At 42.9% G+C, this 20,596-nt stretch carries 23 protein-coding genes and 1 riboswitch; of the genes, 7 read left to right on the top strand and 16 right to left on the bottom strand.

The window, feature by feature from the left end; translation table 11 throughout:
- Positions 1-33: 33 nt before the first annotated feature.
- The 6 genes from CSV60_RS04730 to CSV60_RS04700 all read right to left on the bottom strand — a co-directional run bounded on the left by CSV60_RS04730 (position 34) and on the right by CSV60_RS04700 (position 5,347).
- Entirely contained in the window at positions 34-666 is a 633-nt protein-coding gene (locus tag CSV60_RS04730; RefSeq protein WP_099636124.1) for a PspA/IM30 family protein, read from the bottom strand.
- A gap of 15 nt (positions 667-681) precedes the next feature.
- Complete coding sequence (locus CSV60_RS04725) at positions 682-1,026, bottom strand: lmo0954 family membrane protein (RefSeq protein ID WP_099636123.1); 345 nt, start codon at positions 1,024-1,026, stop codon at positions 682-684.
- Between the two features lie 248 nt (positions 1,027-1,274).
- Entirely contained in the window at positions 1,275-1,736 is a 462-nt protein-coding gene (locus CSV60_RS04720) for a DinB family protein (protein ID WP_099636122.1), read from the bottom strand.
- Positions 1,737-1,791: 55 nt separating this feature from the next.
- A complete protein-coding gene (locus CSV60_RS04715; protein WP_099636121.1) occupies positions 1,792-2,154 on the bottom strand; it encodes a hypothetical protein in 363 nt (120 codons plus the stop codon).
- A 148-nt stretch (positions 2,155-2,302) separates the two neighbouring features.
- Positions 2,303-4,501, bottom strand: a complete 2,199-nt coding sequence (locus CSV60_RS04710; protein ID WP_099636120.1) for a histidine kinase dimerization/phospho-acceptor domain-containing protein — start codon at positions 4,499-4,501, stop codon at positions 2,303-2,305.
- Between the two features lie 156 nt (positions 4,502-4,657).
- Entirely contained in the window at positions 4,658-5,347 is a 690-nt protein-coding gene (locus CSV60_RS04700; protein WP_099636118.1) for a response regulator transcription factor, read from the bottom strand.
- Between the two features lie 214 nt (positions 5,348-5,561).
- Between CSV60_RS04700 and CSV60_RS04695 the strand changes: the two genes are divergently transcribed.
- The gene (locus CSV60_RS04695) at positions 5,562-5,744 is read left to right on the top strand and encodes a hypothetical protein (RefSeq protein WP_099636117.1); all 183 of its coding nucleotides are present in this window, start codon (positions 5,562-5,564) and stop codon (positions 5,742-5,744) included.
- A 223-nt stretch (positions 5,745-5,967) separates the two neighbouring features.
- On the opposite strand, the gene CSV60_RS15935 is transcribed toward CSV60_RS04695, so the two are convergent.
- Positions 5,968-6,144, bottom strand: coding sequence for a hypothetical protein (locus tag CSV60_RS15935; RefSeq protein WP_099631979.1), 177 nt, complete (start codon positions 6,142-6,144; stop codon positions 5,968-5,970).
- A 370-nt stretch (positions 6,145-6,514) separates the two neighbouring features.
- On the opposite strand from CSV60_RS15935, the gene CSV60_RS04685 reads away from it, so the two are divergent.
- On the top strand, positions 6,515-8,002 hold the full coding sequence (locus CSV60_RS04685; protein WP_099631980.1) for a glycine betaine uptake BCCT transporter: 1,488 nt from the start codon (positions 6,515-6,517) through the stop codon (positions 8,000-8,002).
- 38 nt (positions 8,003-8,040) lie between these two features.
- Here CSV60_RS04685 and CSV60_RS04680 read toward each other — a convergent pair whose 3' ends face one another.
- The 7 genes from CSV60_RS04680 to CSV60_RS04650 all read right to left on the bottom strand — a co-directional run bounded on the left by CSV60_RS04680 (position 8,041) and on the right by CSV60_RS04650 (position 13,728).
- On the bottom strand, positions 8,041-9,330 hold the full coding sequence (locus CSV60_RS04680) for an O-acetylhomoserine aminocarboxypropyltransferase/cysteine synthase family protein (protein ID WP_099636116.1): 1,290 nt from the start codon (positions 9,328-9,330) through the stop codon (positions 8,041-8,043).
- A 155-nt stretch (positions 9,331-9,485) separates the two neighbouring features.
- Positions 9,486-9,589, bottom strand: a riboswitch (SAM riboswitch).
- A gap of 456 nt (positions 9,590-10,045) precedes the next feature.
- On the bottom strand, positions 10,046-10,822 hold the full coding sequence (locus CSV60_RS04675) for a sulfite exporter TauE/SafE family protein (protein ID WP_099631982.1): 777 nt from the start codon (positions 10,820-10,822) through the stop codon (positions 10,046-10,048).
- Between the two features lie 57 nt (positions 10,823-10,879).
- On the bottom strand, positions 10,880-11,107 hold the full coding sequence (locus tag CSV60_RS04670; RefSeq protein ID WP_099631983.1) for a sulfurtransferase TusA family protein: 228 nt from the start codon (positions 11,105-11,107) through the stop codon (positions 10,880-10,882).
- A 45-nt stretch (positions 11,108-11,152) separates the two neighbouring features.
- Complete coding sequence (locus tag CSV60_RS04665) at positions 11,153-12,274, bottom strand: MBL fold metallo-hydrolase (RefSeq protein WP_099631984.1); 1,122 nt, start codon at positions 12,272-12,274, stop codon at positions 11,153-11,155.
- Positions 12,271-12,849: a sulfurtransferase TusA family protein gene (locus CSV60_RS04660; RefSeq protein WP_099631985.1), complete on the bottom strand. Its 579-nt coding sequence runs from the start codon at positions 12,847-12,849 to the stop codon at positions 12,271-12,273. The genes CSV60_RS04665 and CSV60_RS04660 overlap by 4 nt, the downstream gene beginning before the upstream one ends.
- A 45-nt stretch (positions 12,850-12,894) precedes the next feature.
- The gene (locus CSV60_RS04655; protein WP_099636115.1) at positions 12,895-13,374 is read right to left on the bottom strand and encodes a DsrE/DsrF/DrsH-like family protein; all 480 of its coding nucleotides are present in this window, start codon (positions 13,372-13,374) and stop codon (positions 12,895-12,897) included.
- A gap of 90 nt (positions 13,375-13,464) precedes the next feature.
- Positions 13,465-13,728 carry a metal-sensitive transcriptional regulator gene (locus CSV60_RS04650; RefSeq protein WP_099631987.1) on the bottom strand — a complete coding sequence of 88 codons (264 nt, stop codon included), beginning with the start codon at positions 13,726-13,728 and terminating at the stop codon, positions 13,465-13,467.
- 286 nt (positions 13,729-14,014) lie between these two features.
- Here CSV60_RS04650 and CSV60_RS04645 point away from each other — a divergent pair, with 286 nt between their 5' ends.
- Positions 14,015-14,236: a DUF2187 family protein gene (locus CSV60_RS04645; protein WP_099631988.1), complete on the top strand. Its 222-nt coding sequence runs from the start codon at positions 14,015-14,017 to the stop codon at positions 14,234-14,236.
- 124 nt (positions 14,237-14,360) lie between these two features.
- Positions 14,361-15,008 (top strand): LysR substrate-binding domain-containing protein, encoded by a 648-nt coding sequence (locus CSV60_RS04640; protein WP_158233149.1) that lies wholly within the window; start codon positions 14,361-14,363, stop codon positions 15,006-15,008.
- On the opposite strand, the gene CSV60_RS04635 is transcribed toward CSV60_RS04640, so the two are convergent.
- Together CSV60_RS04635 and CSV60_RS04630 are read right to left on the bottom strand one after the other, a co-directional pair.
- A complete protein-coding gene (locus CSV60_RS04635) occupies positions 15,000-15,881 on the bottom strand; it encodes a DMT family transporter (RefSeq protein WP_099636113.1) in 882 nt (293 codons plus the stop codon). The two genes, CSV60_RS04640 and CSV60_RS04635, sit on opposite strands and share 9 nt — an antisense overlap.
- Positions 15,874-16,794, bottom strand: a complete 921-nt coding sequence (locus CSV60_RS04630; RefSeq protein WP_099631991.1) for a LysR family transcriptional regulator — start codon at positions 16,792-16,794, stop codon at positions 15,874-15,876. The genes CSV60_RS04635 and CSV60_RS04630 overlap by 8 nt, the downstream gene beginning before the upstream one ends.
- A 113-nt stretch (positions 16,795-16,907) precedes the next feature.
- Between CSV60_RS04630 and hutG the strand changes: the two genes are divergently transcribed.
- From hutG to pepT, 3 genes are all read left to right on the top strand, one after another.
- The gene (gene hutG / locus CSV60_RS04625; RefSeq protein ID WP_099636112.1) at positions 16,908-17,867 is read left to right on the top strand and encodes a formimidoylglutamase; all 960 of its coding nucleotides are present in this window, start codon (positions 16,908-16,910) and stop codon (positions 17,865-17,867) included.
- Entirely contained in the window at positions 17,864-19,054 is a 1,191-nt protein-coding gene (gene gltS / locus CSV60_RS04620) for a sodium/glutamate symporter (protein WP_099631993.1), read from the top strand. Before hutG ends, gltS begins: the two co-directional genes overlap by 4 nt.
- 312 nt (positions 19,055-19,366) lie before the next feature.
- Positions 19,367-20,593 carry a peptidase T gene (gene pepT / locus CSV60_RS04615; RefSeq protein WP_099636111.1) on the top strand — a complete coding sequence of 409 codons (1,227 nt, stop codon included), beginning with the start codon at positions 19,367-19,369 and terminating at the stop codon, positions 20,591-20,593.
- The last annotated feature ends 3 nt before the right edge of the window (positions 20,594-20,596 follow it).

Raw genomic sequence — 20,596 nt, 5'->3', positions numbered from 1 at the left:
CGATAGAGGAAGCGTAATGCTTCCTCTTATAGTTTACACAATATCTTGAGATTTTGCGTTAGATTTCTCTAATGAATCCAAACGTTGCTCCATTGACGAATGTGATTGTGTCGTTCTTGTTTCACCGCCAAGATTTTCGATGTACGAATGCAAGTCATCTAGTGTTGAAAATGAACTATCTGGCTTGACGAATCGATTCATCTTTTCCTGCGCGCGCGTCACGTTCTCTTTGCCCATCAATTGCAACTGGCGAACACGCATATCTTTCACACGATGCTTCATTTCTTCAAATTCCCGTTCCAATGACAGCAATTCTTGCGTAGCGTCTTGGATGCTCGCAGACAGACGGGCAACTCGTCCTTCATACGCTTCTACTTCTTGTTGTGCGAACGCAATCAACTCTGCATCTCCTGTCATTTCAGCAAGTTCCAGTTGACGACGACGTTTTATCGCCATCGAATTCGCGTCTTGACGTTCGGCTTCCAATTCTTCCTTCAGTCTTCCTTGGCGTTCAAGCAACTTTCCGATTTCCGCTGTTTGCTTTTGTGCTTCTACGAAATACTGATTTAGTAATTCTAGCGGATTTTCTTTCTTTTGCGACTTATCCATTAAACTATTCAAATCTTCTTGTAGCGTATATTTCAGTTTATGCCAAAATGCGTTCATATTACATCTCTCCTTTTATTTTGTCAGTTCATTCCATTGACGTTCAAAGTTTGTGAACGGGTCATTGGATAGAACGTTCGGGTTTGCCTTGCGATCTTTCCATTTGCGGTAAACGTAATAGACTCCAATCAATGCGATGATCCCGATGAATGCACCAATATTAGAAATTGAACCAATTACACTGATAATCAAAATCGACATCCAGAATACTTTCGCGAACATCGACTGGCTCTTTCTCCAGTAGTGATAACTGACAAGCGCGATTGCTCCTGTAATGGCTAAAGCAATGATTGGACCTACGTTTAGCACAAATGCCAAACCCGCCACAATGCCTAGTAAAACTAATCCAAGTGTCTTCATGTTGATGTCCTCCCTTCATTTGTATCCTTAGTTTATAATGAATCCTTGATTTCTCCGACGGTCCCATAGCGGATTTCTGACTCAGACTTAAGGCTGAGTGTGAGTAAATCTCGACTTAGGGGGTGCCGTTGATCTGTGTTCTTCAGTATAAAAATCTAAAAGGCTTACTCCCTTACCAACGGAAGCCAATCACACAAAAAAGCCGTTCGAGAAATCATTTATGATCTCTCAAACGGCAATATCGGATATTATTTATTTGCTCTAAGTAGCCCATCAATCACACCGGCATGCAAACCTTCATGCCAAGTAAGAAACTGCAGAACTTCATCGACAGTTTCCATCGTAATAAACGTACCAATAGAAAGCGGTGTACTTAATCGATGCGTCAGCTGTTGTTCAGTTAGTTTCGAAATACGCTTACCTTGGTCTTTCATCGCTGCGATCAATTCCTCTTCAGTTGGAGCGCTACTCTGCCAAGTAGATGGACTCGTTCCCGTTGCGAAGAATTCTGCCCATTCTAATTTATCGACTGGATAGTCATTCATTGCGCGGTGAAGAAAGTCTTCAGTCAATGAATAGATATGTCCTACATTCCACCGTACTGTATTTGAAAAACCTTTAGGTTGGACGTCCCACGCGGATTCGTCCGTCCGTTTACAAAGACTTAATGTATAACCTCTCGCCATGGAGAATTGTTGTAAAGCACCCATTCATTCCACCCTCTCTTGTAATCTAAAAACAGCCTTGCACTTAGGCAGGCTGACATTATGACGGATTCTCTTCTTGCTTTTTAATATTCTTATGCTCATTCCACTGGTCATGCGCTTCATGGTTGTATTTACGATTATATTCTTCCTGATCTCCATACGGGAATCTTTCACCGGGTGTCAGATCATGATAGTTTTGGCTTGGGGATTTATTTTGACTATAAGCGGAAGGTTTATGTTCTCCCGTTTCATCCTGTGCATTTTCTCTAAATGTTACACTTGAATCAGAATCTGCTGGATCGGCAAGAGGTAGTTCATCTGGTACCACTACGCCTTCTACCGCACACTTCTCCTCATCGATCTTTTCCACTCTCGGCGTAAGATCTTTTTTGTTTGGATACTTTCCGTCAACGATTGTCATATAACCATTCCTCCCTTTCATGCTGCCCCTAATCAATAGACCGCACTCTCTATACATACCCTTATTCGCCATAAACTAAACTGATTCCTCTTAACATTTCAAAAAAGGAGTAAGATGGGAGTTTTATCCCACCTCACTCCGGGCCAATTTACCCCCCGATGACATCAATCGTCACTTTAAATAAATCCCCATCGACCTCCACTTCCATACGGCCGCCATGTAGTTCAACGATAGATTGAGCAATAGCCAATCCTAAACCCGAACCTTCCGTTTGCCTAGACGTGTCTCCCCGCTTAAAGCGTTCGAATAATTCATCTGTCGTGTCACCAAGTTCATATTGTGCAACGTTTTTCAACACGATACGCGCATTCGATCCCACTTGTTGAAGATTGACATACACCCTCGTACCTGGCAACGAGTACTTCCATATATTGATGAACAGATTATCAAGTACTCTCCACCACTTTTGTCCGTCTACCATCGCAAAGACGGTTTCTTCAGGTAAAGTAGTTCGAATATGCAAATTTTGCTCAACGAATTCTTCCGCATGCTCTGCCAACGCTTGTTGGATCAGCTGATTCAAATCTACACGTTGCTTCACCATTTCTACATTACCGCTTGCCATTTTGGATACTTCGAATAAATCTTCTATAAGTGTTTTCAAGCGCTGTGACTTCTGATCTAGAATGCCAATGTATTTTGCACGTTCTTCTGCAGTTAACGTCTCATCTTTCAGTAAATCCGTATACGTTATAATAGAAGTAAGCGGTGTCCGCAAATCATGGCTGACATTTGTGATTAACTCCGTTTTTAACCGCTCACTTTTCGCTTGTTCATTGATCGATACGCGAACACCTTCACGGAGATTATTCAAATTCGCTGCATGCTTCGCAAGCTGCGATGTACCTTTGACCGGTATCGCCTGCGTCAGATGACCCGCCGCCATATCATTCGTTGCTGCCACTATACGATTCAAATAGGCTGCTTTTTTCACGAAAATGAATAATGCCGGTAGTGCGACAAACAATACACAGAAAACATAAATGATCAAAAGCGATGGGTGCATAACTCCCCCAACCAAGCCTACGCCGGCAAGGAAAAAGATCATCAGTACCAACGAGAACTGTACACCCATCGTACGATTGTTGAATGTGTCTCTACTATCTTTAACAAATTGCATCGTGAAGCTTTCATGCCAATCTTTCATCAGCCGCCCAGGCTCGCGGTATAGCATAAATACATGAACAGCCTGAAACGCCAATAATGCGGTAAATAGTACGCCAATCAGCAAGAAACTGACCGCCGCATTACTAATAATTCCCAGGTTTAGGTACATAAACTGATTAAAGATATTGAATATAGTCGATTCGAAATAAAGAGCCAGAATAAATGCGGTCAGTAGCAAAAGAACTACTTTCACATCTATTTTCCAGCGTGAATACGTTGCGGCCAATCTTGAATGCCGCACCCATTCTTTCTGAAACTTCATCACTGTACACAATGCCACGAGCGCTAGCACACCGAGAACCCACAAGGCATACATCATATATTTTCCACGGATGAATTGATCGTTTTCCTTAGCCAATTGCCCCGACACTGTAGCATCTGATGGAATAATCACTGTTCCTTTGAAATATTGCGCGGGATTACTAATTTCCAACGCATTGTCATCTGTGAACGTCGACCCTTGTTCCATTGAATAATCAGAGTAGCCATTGTCATACACAGCTGAGTTCGCTCTGAAATATCCTGTTGCTTCAGTAAATTGTTGTTGGAAGAGTGACGTAACCTCGACATCTCCACGCGTAAATCGCTCACCCGTTTCAACATTCACGAGATCATAGGAAATGGGAATATTCATTTCTCGATTATTTTCTATCTCCCTAATTTGACTAGCTAAAGCTTTTACCTTTTCCGAACGGATTTTGTCTTCTACATAACTATCGCTATCAAAATTCTTTTGGATCTCTTCTAGTTTCGTATTTCGCTCTTTAACTAGAGCCAATAGCAACGTTTCATTTTTCTCGCTTTTCGCTTCCGCAATTCGTTCTGTATATTGTTGCTGGATAGTATCAAGCTGTTCAGAAAGTGTACCGTATCGCTGTCGGTATTCTTCAATTTCATCCTGTGAAACCGTTAATTCCTTCTCCGCTTTTTTCAAGTCGATTGGATTGAGTACAGTAGCCGACAAATTATCGTATACTTGTTCCATTCTATAGGTAAAGTCTTCTTGATCGGTAAATGATTTGCCAACAAGCTGCGGTGCATAATGAATGATGGACGGCAATGCGATCAATACTAGTGTCACGAGTGCAGACCAGATAGCCAATTTTATATTTTTGTTCATCACACGGTTCCTCCTCTAATAATTCGTCCAAAGTAATGGGCTGCCAGGTTTAATCGTTCCCATCCGTCGAGGAAAAGATCAACCGTAAATGAGGCGCAGTACATTAGGCTTCCTAGAGCTAACGTAATCGCTATGAGTGACCCAACCAAGCCATTTCTATTTTTCGATCTTATAGCCAACGCCCCACACCACCTTCACATACCGCGGATTTTTAGGATCCGCTTCGATTTTCTCCCGAATCTTTCGGATATGCACCGCTACGATATTTTCTGCATTATACGCTTGCTCATTCCACACACGTTCATATATTTCATTAATTGAAAATACGCGTCCTGGGTGTTTCATCAGTAGTTCCGTAATTTTGAATTCAATCGGAGTCAGCCGAACAGGTGTCCCGTCCACCGTCAGCTCCTTCTCCTCTTCGTTCAGGACCAGTCCGTTCACTTCAATGACTTTTTGTCCTTCATACGTCCCTAACTGTACATACCGGCGAAGTTGCGATTTCACACGAGCCATCAATTCAAGCGGATGGAATGGCTTTGTGACATAATCATCTGCACCTATTGATAACCCGTGGATTTTATCCGAGTCTTCCGCTTTCGCACTCAACATAATAATCGGGATATTCTGCGCTTCTCGTATCTTGAACGTTGCCGTGATGCCATCCATATTCGGCATCATAATATCTAAAATCAATAAATGGATTTCATTCAACGAAAGCAACTCCAACGCTTCTTGCCCATCTTTCGCTTTCAGTACACGATATCCTTCATTTTTCAAATAAATCTCAATTCCCTCACGAATTTCTTTATCGTCATCTGCTACAAGCACTGTAAACTCTGCCATGTACGTCACCCCGTCTCACTAATACCTTCATTCTACCACCCCACTCTTAACAAAGACTGAGGATAAATATGAAGAAAATCTTAAGATCGTTTCGAATGAATTCTTTTGCGTTCATTTATATCGCTTCAACCGCTCTATACAACGTCACAACCGCTCCTAGCAGATGTATAATCTCCAATAAGAATGCCACACTTCTATAATGGAGGTGACGAACATGTCTAACAAAAAGAACAATAAGAAGAAAAATGAGAACATGCGCGAGGAATATGGTTTTGGATATGATTTGAGTCCTGACGATTTTGATGTCATTGGACAGAACGATGCGGCTAAGAATAAAAATGCGAACTCGAAGAAGAACAAGCAGACGGACGGTAATCAACCGTTTAATCCTTCATGATTTTTAAAGGAGAAAGCATCGTGATCGAATATAATCATTCGCTTTTCATTCATCACAAAAAAGAGCAGCCAATTCTGGCTGCTCTTTTTTGTATTATGTACATCAGTTAACGTGGCTACTCATACAGCAACCCGAAGTGTAAAGAGCCGATGAAAAGAATCTCTCATCGGTCTTTTTGTGAATAATATCTAGTACAACGCCCGCTATATACGCGTGCGTCTACTTACAGCTCCTGATAATCCCGCTGATAGACTCCGCCGTCTTTAACTTCTGCATGATAAAGTGCTTTCAATGCAAAGCTTTTCTCTAGCTCATGCTCTTTCATAATCGCTTTCAATTTTCTGTTTAGCTCTGGGCTACGCTTTACGAGCTGAAGCATCTTAGGCTGTGAATATTGCATGAAAATTTCCTCCTCATTACCTTTGTTTCAATAGTATAACATGGCCACTGTTCCTGTTGTGTGAAAGGAGATTGTTTGTTAAGGTAGAAATCACCCATGCGTTTCATGTATACTGTCACAAGCGCAAGGCGACTTTTTTGAGCAAGCACATGAATGGTACTACGGAAACAACTTACATATACGACGAGAAGCAAATTTTTTCGTCAATTTTATTTGTATTTGTGATGCATTTGGCAATAGACTGTCGTTTATTTAACGTTTATCTGGGCGGTTAAACGGGTACTATCAACTGTATATATGCAATTTTATTTTATTGTTTCGGTTATGTACTATGCTCTTTTCTCAGACTACATTCTAAATAGGAGGACCTATGAAAAAAATATCTACAACATTTTACATTACATTAGCGGCTGTCATATTGGCTGTGGGATACGGCGTCATTGCCCCCAAGCACTTTGAAGAAATCACATCCACTATCCAAGTCTATATTTCGGATTCATTCGGCTGGTATTACTTACTAACCGTCTCCATGTTATTCTTCATTTCGGTATACTTGATATTCAGTCCAACCGGTAAAATCCGATTAGGAAAGGATAATGACAGACCGCAGTTTTCCATGTTTTCCTGGCTGGCGATGCTATTTTCCGCTGGTATGGGAATTGGACTCGTGTTCTACGGTGCGGCCGAACCTCTTTCGCATTACGCAGTAAGTCCTGCAACAGAGGCTCCTGAAACAAAAGCTGCTTATAAAGAAGCAATGCAGTCGACCTTCTTCCACTGGGGTTTCCATGCTTGGTCTGTATATGGCATGACCGCTTTAGTATTGGCATATTTCCAGTTCCGCAAAAGACAACCCGGATTAATCTCCGTTACACTTCGTCCAATTTTTGGTGATCGCGTAGACGGAAAGCTCGGGACAGTCATTGACGTCTTCGCTATTTTTGCCACTGTTTTCGGTGTGGCGACATCACTTGGATTTGGAGCTGTCCAAATCAACGCCGGACTCAACTACTTATTTGGTATATCAATCGGCTTCTGGTCCCAGTTCTTTATCATTGCAGTGGTAACGGTATTATTCCTTGCATCCGCATGGAGTGGACTTGGTAAAGGGATTAAAATTTTATCTAATGCCAATATGGTTTTGGCATTGGCATTGTTAGTTTTCATTATTGCGCTCGGACCCACATTATTGATTTTCAACATGTTCACTGATTCCATCGGTGGCTATTTGGAGAATCTCATTCGTATGAGTTTCCGAACCGCACCACTTACCCCGGAAAATCGTGCTTGGCTCAATGGGTGGACTCTATTCTACTGGTCTTGGTGGATAGCTTGGGCACCATTTGTCGGGATGTTCATTGCCCGCGTATCAAAAGGTAGAACGATTCGCGAGTTTATGATTGGCGTACTAGTTGTTCCTACTGTGCTCAGTATGATCTGGTTCACAGCATTTGGGACGACAGCAATCGAAACGCAAAAAGCTGGCATTATCGACTTGGCTGCGAGTGCAACTGAATTGACGATCTTTGAAATGTTCAGCGAGTTACCTTTATCATTCATCATATCGATCATTGCAATCTTATTGATTACATCGTTCTTTATCACATCAGCAGATTCGGCTACATTTGTACTCGGCATGCAGTCGTCATACGGTTCATTGACTCCACCGAATAATTTGAAAGTGATATGGGGTGTCATTCAATCTGCCATCGCCATTATTCTATTATATGTTGGAGGATTGGATGCACTGCAAAACGTCATCATTATTGCCGCTTTGCCATTCTCAATCATACTCATTATGATGGTCGTTTCGCTGTTCAAATCACTTAAAGACGAGAAAAATCGAATACAACGATAGTAAAGAAAAGAACACCGTCGCAAATGCGACGGTGTTCTTTATATATATTGGTTTGCCACTTTTTCGATGGCTTGTTTCAAATCTGCAATAATATCCTCTGCAGACTCCAACCCTACAGATAAGCGGATTAGTTCTTCGCTAACGCCAGAGTCTTTCAAATCTTCCACAGACAACTGCTGATGAGTTGTGGATGCCGGATGAATGATTAATGACTTTGCATCCCCCACATTCGCAACGTGAGACCAAATTTCTACATTGTCGATTACTTGTCTTCCTGCATCGCGTCCACCTTTGATACCGAATACGATAATTGAACCATAGCCGTTTTTCAAATATTTATTTGCTAGTTCCGCTGTTGGATGATCTTCTAGGCCAGTATAGGTCACCCATTCTACTGCTGGGTGTTCTTGCAAGAATGCCGCGACTTTTTGTGCATTTTCATTGTGGCGTGGTACGCGTAAATGAAGGGTTTCCAAACCTTGTAACAAGTTGAATGCACTATCCGGTGATAGACAAGGGCCGAAGTCTCTCAACAATTGTACGCGCAGTTTCGTTGCAAAAGCTGCAGCGGCTGTATCGATTCCGTAACGTAAGCCATGATAGGATTCGTCCGGCTCTGTAAAGCCTGGGAATCTCCCTTGCGTCCAATCGAATCTCCCTGCATCCACGGCTACACCACCGATGGTCGTACCGTGTCCGCCAATCCATTTCGTCGCTGAGTGGATCACTACATCTGCACCGTACTCGATAGGATTTGATCCATAAGGAGACGGGAATGTATTATCTACTAGCAATGGAATTCCATTGTCATGTGCGATGTTCGCAACAGCTTCCACGTCAAGAACTTGCAAACTCGGGTTACCGATTGTTTCTGCAAACAATGCTTTCGTTTTATCCGTAATAGCTGCTTCAAAGTTCTTTGGATCGGACGCGTCAACAAACTTCACGTTGATGCCATAGCGTGGTAATGTCACGGCGAATAAGTTATATGTGCCACCGTAGAGATTGCTGGCTGCAACGATTTCATCGCCCGCTTCAGCGATGTTCATAATAGAAAAAGCAATCGCCGCCATTCCAGAAGACAATGCCACTGCAGCTGTTCCACCTTCTAACTGCGCGACACGCTCTTCAAAGACAGCTACTGTCGGGTTCGTAATTCTTGTATAAATATTGCCGGCTTCTTTCAAGGCAAATAAGTTTTGTGCGTGCTCCGTGTCTCTGAATACATAAGAAGTCGTACGATGAATCGGTAAGGCACGTGAGCCTGTTTCTGGATCCGGCTTTTGCCCTCCGTGTAATAATATCGTTTCTGGCTGTAAATTCGTCATAACCATTCCCCTTTTTTATGTATTGATGGAACACCGAAACTCCTCGGACAACTTCCTCCTAGAACTAGACAAGAAAAGCATAAGAGGACGGTTCGCTAAGTACAGAAAAAGCCATCTTCCATAATAAGAAGAGGGCTCTGCTTTCGCTCATTCCTCCCTTATCTTCCAAACTATTGAAAGTTTGTAGGAAGTAGCACCTTTGCTTTCGCCGGTTGCCGGGCATCACAGGGCCTAATCCCTCCGCCTCTCTTGATAAGAGTATGTCTATTCGTTTTCCATCGTTGAAAAATAGTATACGGCTATTCCTAGTCTATTGCAAGGTAATTTAATTGAATGTTTTGAAGTCAATATTAATTTTAATACCTTGCAATGAAAGTAATAAACGTGAAAGCACCGTTGATCGACGTTCCAGGCGGACGCTTTCCCGAGGGCGTGGCTTGAACTTCCTCGTGCGCTTCGCTTCTGCGGGATCTCAAGGCGCACGCTGATCCTGCGGGAAGAGCCGTAACGAAGAACGGCTTTTGCACTCGCCGCCTTCCACTTACGATCAACTAGTTTACGTCCTTGATTATTTTGACTTATAATGACTTACACATTTACTAAACGGGAGCTACCTGCAAGAGGCGAAGTGCGTTTAATGATGTTCCACTTATGACTTCACCAAAAAAACCGCCAGCACAAGTTCATTGAACGATGTGCTGGCGATTTTGATTGGTTAGAATATGTCCCACCATATTTTCACAGCGGAAGCCATGATGAGTACGGCTAGAATGCTTTGTAGTACTTTGGTGTTTACTTTCCGGCTCACTTTTACACCGATCGGAGCGGCAATGATGCTAGCGATAATCAGAACAACAGCTGGTCCATAGGGTACTTGGCCTGTTAAGAGCTTGCCTGATGCCGAGCCCACCGATGACAACAGCGTAATTGCTAGGGAAGTAGCAATCGTGACGCGTGTGGGGATTTTTAGTATCACGAGCATAATCGGTACCACGATAAATGCGCCGCCAGCTCCGACGATTCCAGCCGCCAAGCCGACGATAAAGGCTGCACTTGAAGCAATGAAGCGATTGAATGTAATCTCATCGATCGGCTGATTGTCGAGTCCTTTTTTTGGTATAAACATCATAATAGCCGCCATGACGGCTAGAATACCGTAGATTACGTTGACGGTAGCTTCTGAAAGCATACTAGACCCAGCACCGCCAAGTACACTGCCGACTAATACACTGATTCCCATATAAAGAACGAGTGGCTTCAAGATCAGATTACTCTTTCTATACGCTATAACGCCTGAAAGTGATGCAAAGAAAACTTCCATTGCAGTAATTCCGGCTACTTCATGTGGTGTAAATGCAGCAAAACCAAGTAATGCAGGAATAAATAGCAACATTGGATATTTGACAATTGCGCCACCGATTCCAATCATACCGGAAAGGAATGAGCCGACGAATCCAATGAGGAAGATTGTGATAATAAATGGAATTGTCATGATGTCCTCCCTTCTTCCCGACTTAAGAGGGAGACAGCCATTCCCTCTATCCTTAGTTTAACCTTTTTGGATCCAGAATTTAAAGACATCAGACTCTTGTTGCTGCTCTTTTATTTCATGATTGCCAGAAGCAGCCCATGCTGTCAGGTCGGATACTGATCCTTTATCTGTCGTATGAATCTCAAGAACTTCTCCTGTTTGCATATCCTTCATTGCTTTCTTTGCCCGTACGATTGGCATTGGACATGCCAGGCCTTTTGCATCTAAAAATGTTGTTGTATTCATATATATCTTCTCCTTTAGTTTTTTTATATAAATTAAAATACCTATTTACCGTACCGCACAGCGATTCGGGCCAATCTCCATCTCGCGTTGCGTTTCCTCGTCAGGCTGGATTTTCCCCATGTTCGTCTCGCGGATTTCCTGATACGCGTTAGGCTGTGGAGGCAAGTTCCCCGTGACTAACTCTCTAAACTCTTTTTCATCCTCAATGTTCAAGCCGTGATTTTGCTCATACAATACGCCGAGCTTCTCCGACACGCTACCGTCTTCATTCAACTCGTCTATAATCATGAAGTGAGCTGGTAAGACAGTTAAATCCTTCGACAATTCTTTATAGCGGCTATACAATGACTCACGCAAGTCGCCTACCCAATCTTCTGCTAAACCTGCTAAATCAGGACGTCCAATCGAATCAATGAACAAAATATCACCTGTCATCAAATAACTGTCGTCTACGATAAATGAAGTCGAACCAATGGTGTGTCCTGGCGAATAAAGCGCTTGAATATCGATTCTCGTATCACCTATCTGAATGGACATATCGCCTTCTAATGCAGCATATTCAAATACTACCTCTTCGGCATCTTTCGGTGGCAGCCAATACGTTGCACCCGTAGTTTTTGCGATCTGCCGACCACCTGAAATATGATCCGCATGCAAGTGAGTATCGAATACGTTTGTAATCTTCACACCGCGTTGCTCAGCAAAGTCCGTGAACACATTTGTCATACGTGTAGCATCAATGATTGCTGCTTCTCCACCCGACATGACCATGTAGGAAAGACATCCTTTACCAAGACGAACGAATTGATATAGCTCGCCGCCCGATTTCAAATCGGCAATTTTTACAGGCTCAAGATACTCGCTCCATGCTTTCATTCCACCTGAAAGATAACCTACTGAGAAACCTGCTTCTTCAAGAATTTCCGCCACCATGATGGACGAACCTTCTTTTGCACAGACAACCAAGATTTCTTCATCTTTTGGCAATTGATCTTCAATTTCTTCAATGCCATCCAATAAATCAAAGTATGGCACGTTTAAATGGCGTACTCGCTCTCCTTCGATTTTCCAATCCTCGAATGCATCTGTATTTCGTACATCTAAAATAAATAATGATTCTTTCGTAATTACACTCTTTGCTACTTCACTTGATTGAATGATTCTCATTGATTAATACCCCCTACTGTATTTTCCGTCTCGCCATTCCACTCCGACATGCCAGGAATGACATTCGTGACACTTTCAAATCCATTTGCGACTAGTTTTTGACACGCCATATCACTGCGGTTGCCTGTTCGGCATACAACGTAAAACTTCTTGTCCTTATCCCAGTACGCCATACGTTCCTCCAACTGACCAAGCGGTATAGATAGGGCGCCGGGAATATGAGCAAATGCATATTCGGCTTCTTCCCGGACATCTAGTAACACCGCGTCAGGTTGTTGCAGTCGGTCCATCAACTGGCTGTTGTCAACTGTAACCGGATATTCTTTTTGTGACTGATCTTCCTGGCCCGATTTTCGTACGAAGTGGCGCCAGACATCTGCCTCCTTCACATGACCAACGTATTGATGTCCCACACTTTCCGTCCATGCCTGCAAATCTGCTGTTGTACCTGAATCTGTAGATTGTACTTCGAGCACTTGACCATCTTCCATATCTTTCATCATCTTTCTTGTCTTCACAATGGGCATCGGACAGGCAAGACCTTTTGCATCCAACACGTTATCTGACTGAATCATTGTATTCCTCCTATACACCCTAGGGTATTTATTTTCGCAAAAAAATTAAATAAATAAGTTCACGTGACCGTCTTGTGCTTCTCCTAAGTAAGCCGCTACACCGCCATACTCAACTTCTTCCAAGAGTTCTTTCTCACCTAGGCCTAGTAAATCCATTGTCATCGTACATGCGATCAACTTCACGTCTTGCTCCACTGCCATATCGATTAGTTGTGGTAATGTCATCGCGTTATGCTTTTTCATCACGTGCTTAATCATCTTTGGACCCATTCCTGCAAAGTTCATTTGAGATAATCCCAGTTTATCCGCTCCACGTGGCATCATTTTCCCAAACACCTTTTCAATAAAATTTTTAGTATTTTTAATAGGTTCATCTTTTCGCAAGGCGTTCAATCCCCAGAATGTATGAAAAATGGTTACCTCATGATCATACGCCGCTGCGCCGTTCGCGATAATATAAGCCGCCATCGCTTTATCATAATCTCCACTAAATAATACGATCGTCGTTTTCTTTTGCTCCGTCATGTTCTCGTTCCCTTCTATTTTAAAATCACTTTATTAAATACCTATAGGGGTATATTATACGTTGTAAAAAAAAGAGTCAAGCGATGTTGCTTATCGACTCTTTACTAGAAGATCCACCGCTTCATTAATGATGGATTCATGCGTGCGTTCATCTGCTTCATCTAGATTCTCTATACAGGCAATCAAATTCGAACTGACAATTACGCCAATTGTACGATCAATAGCAGAACGACTGGCTGATAATTGCGTAATTACTTCTTTACAGTCCTTGCCTTCTTCCATCATACGCAAGACACCTTTGATTTGACCCTCTAGACGCTTTAACCGATTTTTGACTTTATCATCGTATTCCATATCGCTCGACCTCCTTACTGTTAATTTTATATTATACCCCCGGAGGTATAATGTCAACGAATTGATTTGCACGTAATCCATACTCTCTACCTTTGGCAGTGGAACTAGTCACATTCAAGAAATGATTCTACGCAAAACTTGCCCATTCGACATAATTCTAGTATGATGAATAATTTCTCAAAATGTGTTATACTAGTTCTAGTAAGCTATTGTATGTACTTTTTGTCTGATTTTCATGACAAATTACGACAAACTAGAATCCATACTACTGAAGGAGTTGATTCGATTGGCATTCCCACGAAAAGATCGTCCAGTTTCTGATTTTGTAGCATCACGGTATGTAGACGAAGTCATATCTTTCAACCGTAATGAACATGAAGTTTCCGGAACTATACACAAGATTCTCGAAAACTCCGTCATTGTGAAAATTTCTGAAGAAGACGCGGAAAACATTGGAGCAGCTTCCAACATGACTGTCGTCGCACACAAAAATTACACAGTTCAATAATTGTACGCTCGATGCCTTGCAGAATAATGCAAGGCTATTTTTTCATACAAAATTAGCCCTTTTATTGGATATCGTGAAACCCGCAGGATGATTACTATATAAACGCACATGGGAGATGATTGATTTGACTGATCGTACAAATGTAGATTTAACGCAATCAACGGCACGTAAAGGAATCTTACGTATTGCCGCTTCGCCGGTTATTTCACAAGCCATTTTACCGGACGTCCTTACTCGGCTACACGCAAAATATCCCGACATGCGACTGGAACTGACGACCGCACCTTCCTCTGAAATTATGCAATTACTAAAAAGCAAGAAAGCCGATATCGGTTGTAGTGAACTAGACAATTTACCAACGTCTAAAGCATTTATGCAAGACGAACTATTGCTCTTTGCTTCCATTCATCATCCGCTTGCACATAAAAAAAGCCCATCCATCCTAGATTTGCAAAATACACATTGGATCCTGCCTGACACGAAAGATCCTAGCCGTCCATTAATTGATCAATCGCTTCAACAATATGGAGTACAAGTACAGCCCACTATCATGGGCTCGCCAGAAAGCATCAAACAAGCTGTTCTAAGTGGACTAGGCATCGCTATTTTGTCGCGTCATAGTTGCAAACACGAACTTGCAAAAGGTGAACTAACTGTACTCGATTATAAAGTAGCTCCAATCAAACGTACTCTTTATACAGGAACCCATTCCAACACGAAGGAAGTACAAGCATTCCTCAGCGAACTCCAAGCCTATTGCCGTCTATGGTAATAAGTCACTACTCAACTCTCGTTTGCTGCGCCAATTCACGAGGAATATTCCCAAACTAATGAGCATTCCTCCTAAAACCAATGACATAGACAACTTCTCATCCAACAGAACCCATCCCGACAACGTCCCAAAGAACGGTGCCAAGAACAGAAACGCACTCGTTCTTTCGGGATTTCCTGTCTGCAATAAATAAAACCAAATGGAAAATTGCACAATAGATGCGGCAATCGCAAGCCACCCTAAAATTGCCAATGATAATGGATTCGCTAGGAAAAATGGTTCTTCAAGTAGATAACTTGCCACGAATAGGATCAATCCACCAAATAACATTTGATATGCTGTCATCACCCACGTATCAAAACGGTGACCATGTACTTTGACGAGCAAAGTTGCGCAAGCCCATGCTACTGCAGATAAAAATCCTAATACCGTACCAATCTTCAAATTCAAATGACCGCCCATTGTAATAAATACCCCAAACAATCCGCAAATGACACCAATCCACTGTTGCAAGCGGTAATGAATCTTCAATACTAACGTCCCGAGAACCACGACAAGCAATGGGTTCGTAAACGTTAAAATAGATGTTTCACCTGATGTAATGGTGCGAAGTGCTATAAAAATACAACCCATGACTGCAGCGGTCTGCAAAGAACCGATCAGTACAAGCCACTTCCACTCTCCAACTGTTTTAGGATGGGGTTTTTTCATTACTTTCACAATTACCGCCATGATCGCTCCTGCAATCGTAAAGCGTAATGCTACTAGCAACAACGGTGAAGAGTATTCCAATCCGATTTTTCCAATAGCAAACGACGACCCCATTAAAGCAGTCGTAATGACAACTAAAACACCGAATAATAACTTATTCACCCAGCCCTCCCCCTTCTTTCCACTTCACATAGGAGTCACGCTGCATTTGCATCCTACTCACCAACATCTCAATAGCTGGTGGCATATACCGTTTTTTCAAATACGTGAGATAGACTGTACGTGTCAGCGTCTTCGAATTGGTTGTTTTAATTACAAGTGTTGGATCGGGTTCATGTGCAAAATATTCTTGTGGAATAATTGAGATGCCAATATTCATTCGTACCAGCTCCACAATCGTTTCAAAACGCTCTACTTCATAACATATATTCATTCGTACTCCTTCTTCAGCAAATGCAGCAAAAATATCCTGTCTAGTTTGCAATCCAACACTCGTGACAATGAATGCCTCATCTTCTAGGTCAGCTAGCGTAATGGATTCCTTGCTAGCCAGTCGATGTTCAGGATGCATGACAACTGCTAATTGCTCTTGATACAAAGGAATTGTTGCGATATCCGATTCCTCTATAAATTGATTTGTCAAACAGACGTGGACCGCATATTGACGAAGCGCTCGCTCAACATCTCCACGGCCTAATACCTCAATTAACTTCACATGCATGGATGGAAACTCCTGACGATACGCATGTAATATAGAAGGAATCCAGTTTTTTACTGATTCAATCATACCGATTTTTACACTTCCACTACCTATCCACTTCACTTCTTTAATTTCTTGCTGTAGAATGTCTGTTTCATGCAGAATCTTCAATGCACGCTCGTAAACCACATTGCCCGATTCTGTCAGTTGGACACGTTTGGTCGTACGTTCAAGTAACTGAAAGCCTACTTCAAATTCCAAGTTCTTGATCGTCTTACTGAGCGAAGGCTGCGTTAGATGAAGTTTTTTTGCCGCCTCGGAAAAACTCGATTGCTGCACCACCATGACAAAATACTGCAATTGCTTCAATTCCATTCATCTCGCCTCCACTTATAGCCTGTATGCATGAATATATGAAAAACATGTATTAGAATTAATAAGTACAAGCCAGTATAGTAAGAATATCACGTTGGAAAGGGTGAAGTATATTGTTAATCCCATCAAATGAAAAATACTGGTCAGGTCGCACCGATAGCGAGACCGACAGAGCTGCATTCCGAGTGCACCAAATCATCCAATTTTCCGAATTAAAAGAAAGCGCTACCAACAAAACTTGTACCCTAATCGGATTTTCTTCTGAAGAAGGCGTACGTCGAAATAATGGCAGACTTGGTGCTGCAGAAGGACCGAATGCACTCCGAAGCGAACTAGCAAAACTACCTTGGCGCTTACCGGCCGACTGTCAGCTAATTGATGTAGGTACCGTAGTATGTGAAGATGATCAGTTAGAAAAAGCGCAAGCCGAACTAGGGGCAGTCGTTCAAAAGAGCCTTCAAAATCATACAAAGCCTGTCATTTTAGGCGGTGGACATGAAACCGCTTACGGTCATTATACAGGAGTTCGAAACTTTCTTGGTCCAGATGCAAAACTTGGTGTCATCAATATTGATGCCCATTTCGATCTTCGCAGCTACGAAGAACAACCATCTTCAGGCACGATGTTCAAGCAGATGCTAGATGCTGATCCGCATGTTGACTACCTTGTGCTAGGTATACAGGAGTTCGGCAACACGGAAGCATTGTTTGCAGAAGCCGATGCAAAAGGCGTGACATATGTCATGGAACAAGAGATAATAACGAGTCCTTTAGACAAGATATTGCAAAAAGTACAGTTATTCATTGAAAAACAGGACGCTGTTTTGTTAACATTGTGCTCGGATGTCCTGAACTCTGCATATGCTCCAGGTGTAAGTGCGCCCTCTCCCTTCGGATTGAATCCGTTGATTGTACGCTCTTTCATTCAGACCATTGCATCGCATGAGAAAACCCTTTCATTCGACATTTCCGAAATAAATCCGTCACTTGATCATACTAATCAAACGGTTAAGCTGGGAGCTTATCTAACAAATGAAGCAATCTTTGCATTGCTGGGAGGTCGAATCACATGACAATTGAGCTAAATCAAATCACTACGCTATTTTTAGCGTTAGCCCTCCTCACACTGGGTACGGTGTTAGTCCGTAAAATCGGCTTTTTACAGAAGTTCTGTATCCCTGCCCCTGTTGTCGGTGGTTTACTATTCGCGTTTGTAGCGACTATTTTGAAGTACTTCGATTTACTAAGTTTTTCATTGGACACATCACTACAAAGTTTATTCATGCTGACATTTTTCACCACAGTCGGTCTCGGTGCTAGTTTTCGTCTTATCCGTCTTGGCGGAAAATTATTGCTGATCTACTGGGCAGCTTGTGGCTTCTTAGCCCTAGCTCAAAACGTTATAGGTGTCTCCATGTCCTATATATTTGGTCTACATCCGTTGATCGGTATGATGGCTGGCGCTGTCTCCATGGAAGGCGGGCACGGTGGCGCTACTGCTTACGGTGAAACATTAGAAAGTCTCGGCATTGATTCAGCACTATCCATTGGTATCGCAGCGGCTACTTTTGGCCTCGTAGCAGGTGGTCTAGTCGGTGGTCCAATCGTTAAATACTTGATCAATAAACATGATTTGAAATCTACAGAAGTCGAGCATGGAGAAGCATACTCCGTGGAGTCATTGGAAAAACCAATCAATACCGACAACTTCCTAACACAGACTCTATTGATTACACTTTGTATTGCTGGCGGTACGCTAATAGGAGATCTTTTCTCAAACGCTACTGGCTTCGTAATGCCTGGCTACGTAGGTGCAATGTTCGTCGCGGTTATCGTACGAAACATTGTGGATCGCGTGAAAGAAGACGCGGTGCATATGACGAGCATCAACTTGATCGGCGACGTATCACTCGGTATATTCCTATCGATGGCGTTAATGAGCATCAAGCTGTGGGAAATCGCAGACTTGGCGCTTCCATTGTTACTGATTGTCTTTGTACAAGTGATCTTCGTCATATTGTTTGCAATCTTCATCCTGTTCCGTTTGCTTGGTAAGGATTACGACGCAGCAGTTATGATCGCTGGTTTCGCGGGTCATAGTCTAGGTGCGACACCAAACGCAATGGCAAACATGGCAGCTGTTACGGGACGCTACGGCCCGTCACGTAAAGCCTTCTTGATCGTCCCTATCGTAGGCGCCTTCCTCATAGACGTCGTCTCGATGCCGATCATCATTACGACGATTAATATATTTGCTTGATTTTCGTAAGCCAAATGCTTAAAACATGAATGCTAATTAGTGTGTGCGTGGGGATTGGTGCGTAGGAGGGGCGACTCCAAGAGGATCAGCTCGACAGGCGAGACAACCAAGGGAGCTTGCGACTGGTTGGCTCACCGCGGGCTCTCCAAACGCGTCCCCTCCGCAGCGCCAATCCCAACCCCAACACCAATTAACCCTACACCTTTTCCCATGAACCGAAACTCTCGGTTCTTTTTTCATTTTAAGCGAAATATTCACACACCTCTGTTAGAATGAAAACATTAATTCGTATCTTGGAGAGGAGCTTGCTACATGAAAGAAGAACTGATTGAACGACTCATCCGCTACGCTAAAATTGACACTCAATCCGATGCTACTTCGGACACGACACCGTCTACCGCAAAACAATGGGATTTGCTACGTGTGCTTGAAAAAGAAATGGCCGACATCGGTCTCGACGAAATCTCGGTGGACGAAAACGGCTATCTCTTCGGTACACTACCGGCTAACACCGACAAACAACTGCCTACAGTCGGCTTTCTAGCACATGTCGATACAGCAACGGACTACACGGGGACAAACGTCAACCCTCAGCTCATCGACAACTATGACGGCAAAGATATTTCATTGAATGAAACAACAGTCATGTCCGTACAAGCATTTCCCGAACTCCACAACTATGTCGGTCATACACTGATCACAACGGATGGCACGACTTTACTAGGTGCTGACGATAAAGCCGGTATCGCAGAAATTATGACAGCTATGCAGTATTTAGTGGAACATCCAGAAATTAAACATGGCAAAGTTCGCGTTGGCTTCACACCTGACGAAGAAATCGGGCGTGGCCCGCTTAAGTTTGACGTAGAACGATTCGGTGCAGATTTCGCCTATACAATGGATGGCGGACCACTTGGAGAACTTCAGTATGAAAGCTTCAATGCTGCAGGCGCGGACGTAACATTTCACGGAACGAATGTCCATCCGGGAACTGCAAAAGGTAAAATGGTCAACTCCCTATTGATCGCGGCAGAGTTCCATCAAGCCATGCCGGAACATGAAATCCCGCAAGAAACAGAAAACTATGAAGGCTTCATTCACCTGATGCACGTAGATGGTTCTGTAGAAAAAACAACCTATCAATATATTATTCGTGACTTTGACAGGAATTCTTTTGAAGCTCGCAAACAGCTCTTGCAAGATACCGCTACACGTCTTCAAGAGAAGCACGGTGAACATGCGATAGAGCTGACAGTAACCGATCAGTACTTCAATATGGGGGAGAAAATTGCACCTGTCATGGAAATTGTCGACGTAATGGCGGACGTCTATCGTAGTCTCGATATCGAACCCAACATCGCACCCATTCGTGGTGGTACGGATGGGTCACAACTATCTTATATGGGCATGCCAACGCCAAACATCTTCACAGGCGGTGAAAATTACCACGGTAAATATGAATACATCTCAGCAGATAATATGGTGAAAGCTACACAAGTCATTATTGAAGCGCTACAACTTCTGGAACAGCGGGGGTAAGTG

The sequence above is a fragment of the Sporosarcina sp. P7 genome (genome assembly GCF_002743425.1).
Lineage (GTDB): Bacteria > Bacillota > Bacilli > Bacillales_A > Planococcaceae > Sporosarcina.
The sequence above is the reverse complement of the archived record's forward strand: the minus strand, read 5'-3'. Positions and strand labels throughout refer to the sequence as shown.

Bases quoted from the DNA above. Each gene is read 5' to 3' on its own strand.
- CSV60_RS04655 (WP_099636115.1), bottom strand. From the start codon at position 13,374: ATGACGGAGCAAAAGAAAACGACGATCGTATTATTTAGTGGAGATTAT.
- gltS (WP_099631993.1), top strand. From the start codon at position 17,864: ATGACAATTGAGCTAAATCAAATCACTACGCTATTTTTAGCGTTAGCC.
- CSV60_RS04675 (WP_099631982.1), bottom strand. From the start codon at position 10,822: ATGACAATTCCATTTATTATCACAATCTTCCTCATTGGATTCGTCGGC.
- CSV60_RS04660 (WP_099631985.1), bottom strand. From the start codon at position 12,849: ATGATTCAGTCAGATAACGTGTTGGATGCAAAAGGTCTTGCCTGTCCG.
- CSV60_RS04715 (WP_099636121.1), bottom strand. From the start codon at position 2,154: ATGACAATCGTTGACGGAAAGTATCCAAACAAAAAAGATCTTACGCCG.
- CSV60_RS04685 (WP_099631980.1), top strand. From the start codon at position 6,515: ATGAAAAAAATATCTACAACATTTTACATTACATTAGCGGCTGTCATA.
- CSV60_RS04730 (WP_099636124.1), bottom strand. From the start codon at position 666: ATGAACGCATTTTGGCATAAACTGAAATATACGCTACAAGAAGATTTG.
- CSV60_RS04650 (WP_099631987.1), bottom strand. From the start codon at position 13,728: ATGGAATACGATGATAAAGTCAAAAATCGGTTAAAGCGTCTAGAGGGT.
- CSV60_RS04695 (WP_099636117.1), top strand. From the start codon at position 5,562: ATGTCTAACAAAAAGAACAATAAGAAGAAAAATGAGAACATGCGCGAG.
- CSV60_RS04720 (WP_099636122.1), bottom strand. From the start codon at position 1,736: ATGGGTGCTTTACAACAATTCTCCATGGCGAGAGGTTATACATTAAGT.
- CSV60_RS04725 (WP_099636123.1), bottom strand. From the start codon at position 1,026: ATGAAGACACTTGGATTAGTTTTACTAGGCATTGTGGCGGGTTTGGCA.
- CSV60_RS15935 (WP_099631979.1), bottom strand. From the start codon at position 6,144: ATGCAATATTCACAGCCTAAGATGCTTCAGCTCGTAAAGCGTAGCCCA.
- CSV60_RS04680 (WP_099636116.1), bottom strand. From the start codon at position 9,330: ATGACGAATTTACAGCCAGAAACGATATTATTACACGGAGGGCAAAAG.
- CSV60_RS04665 (WP_099631984.1), bottom strand. From the start codon at position 12,274: ATGAGAATCATTCAATCAAGTGAAGTAGCAAAGAGTGTAATTACGAAA.
- CSV60_RS04630 (WP_099631991.1), bottom strand. From the start codon at position 16,794: ATGGAATTGAAGCAATTGCAGTATTTTGTCATGGTGGTGCAGCAATCG.
- pepT (WP_099636111.1), top strand. From the start codon at position 19,367: ATGAAAGAAGAACTGATTGAACGACTCATCCGCTACGCTAAAATTGAC.
- CSV60_RS04710 (WP_099636120.1), bottom strand. From the start codon at position 4,501: ATGAACAAAAATATAAAATTGGCTATCTGGTCTGCACTCGTGACACTA.
- CSV60_RS04700 (WP_099636118.1), bottom strand. From the start codon at position 5,347: ATGGCAGAGTTTACAGTGCTTGTAGCAGATGACGATAAAGAAATTCGT.
- CSV60_RS04670 (WP_099631983.1), bottom strand. From the start codon at position 11,107: ATGAATACAACAACATTTTTAGATGCAAAAGGCCTGGCATGTCCAATG.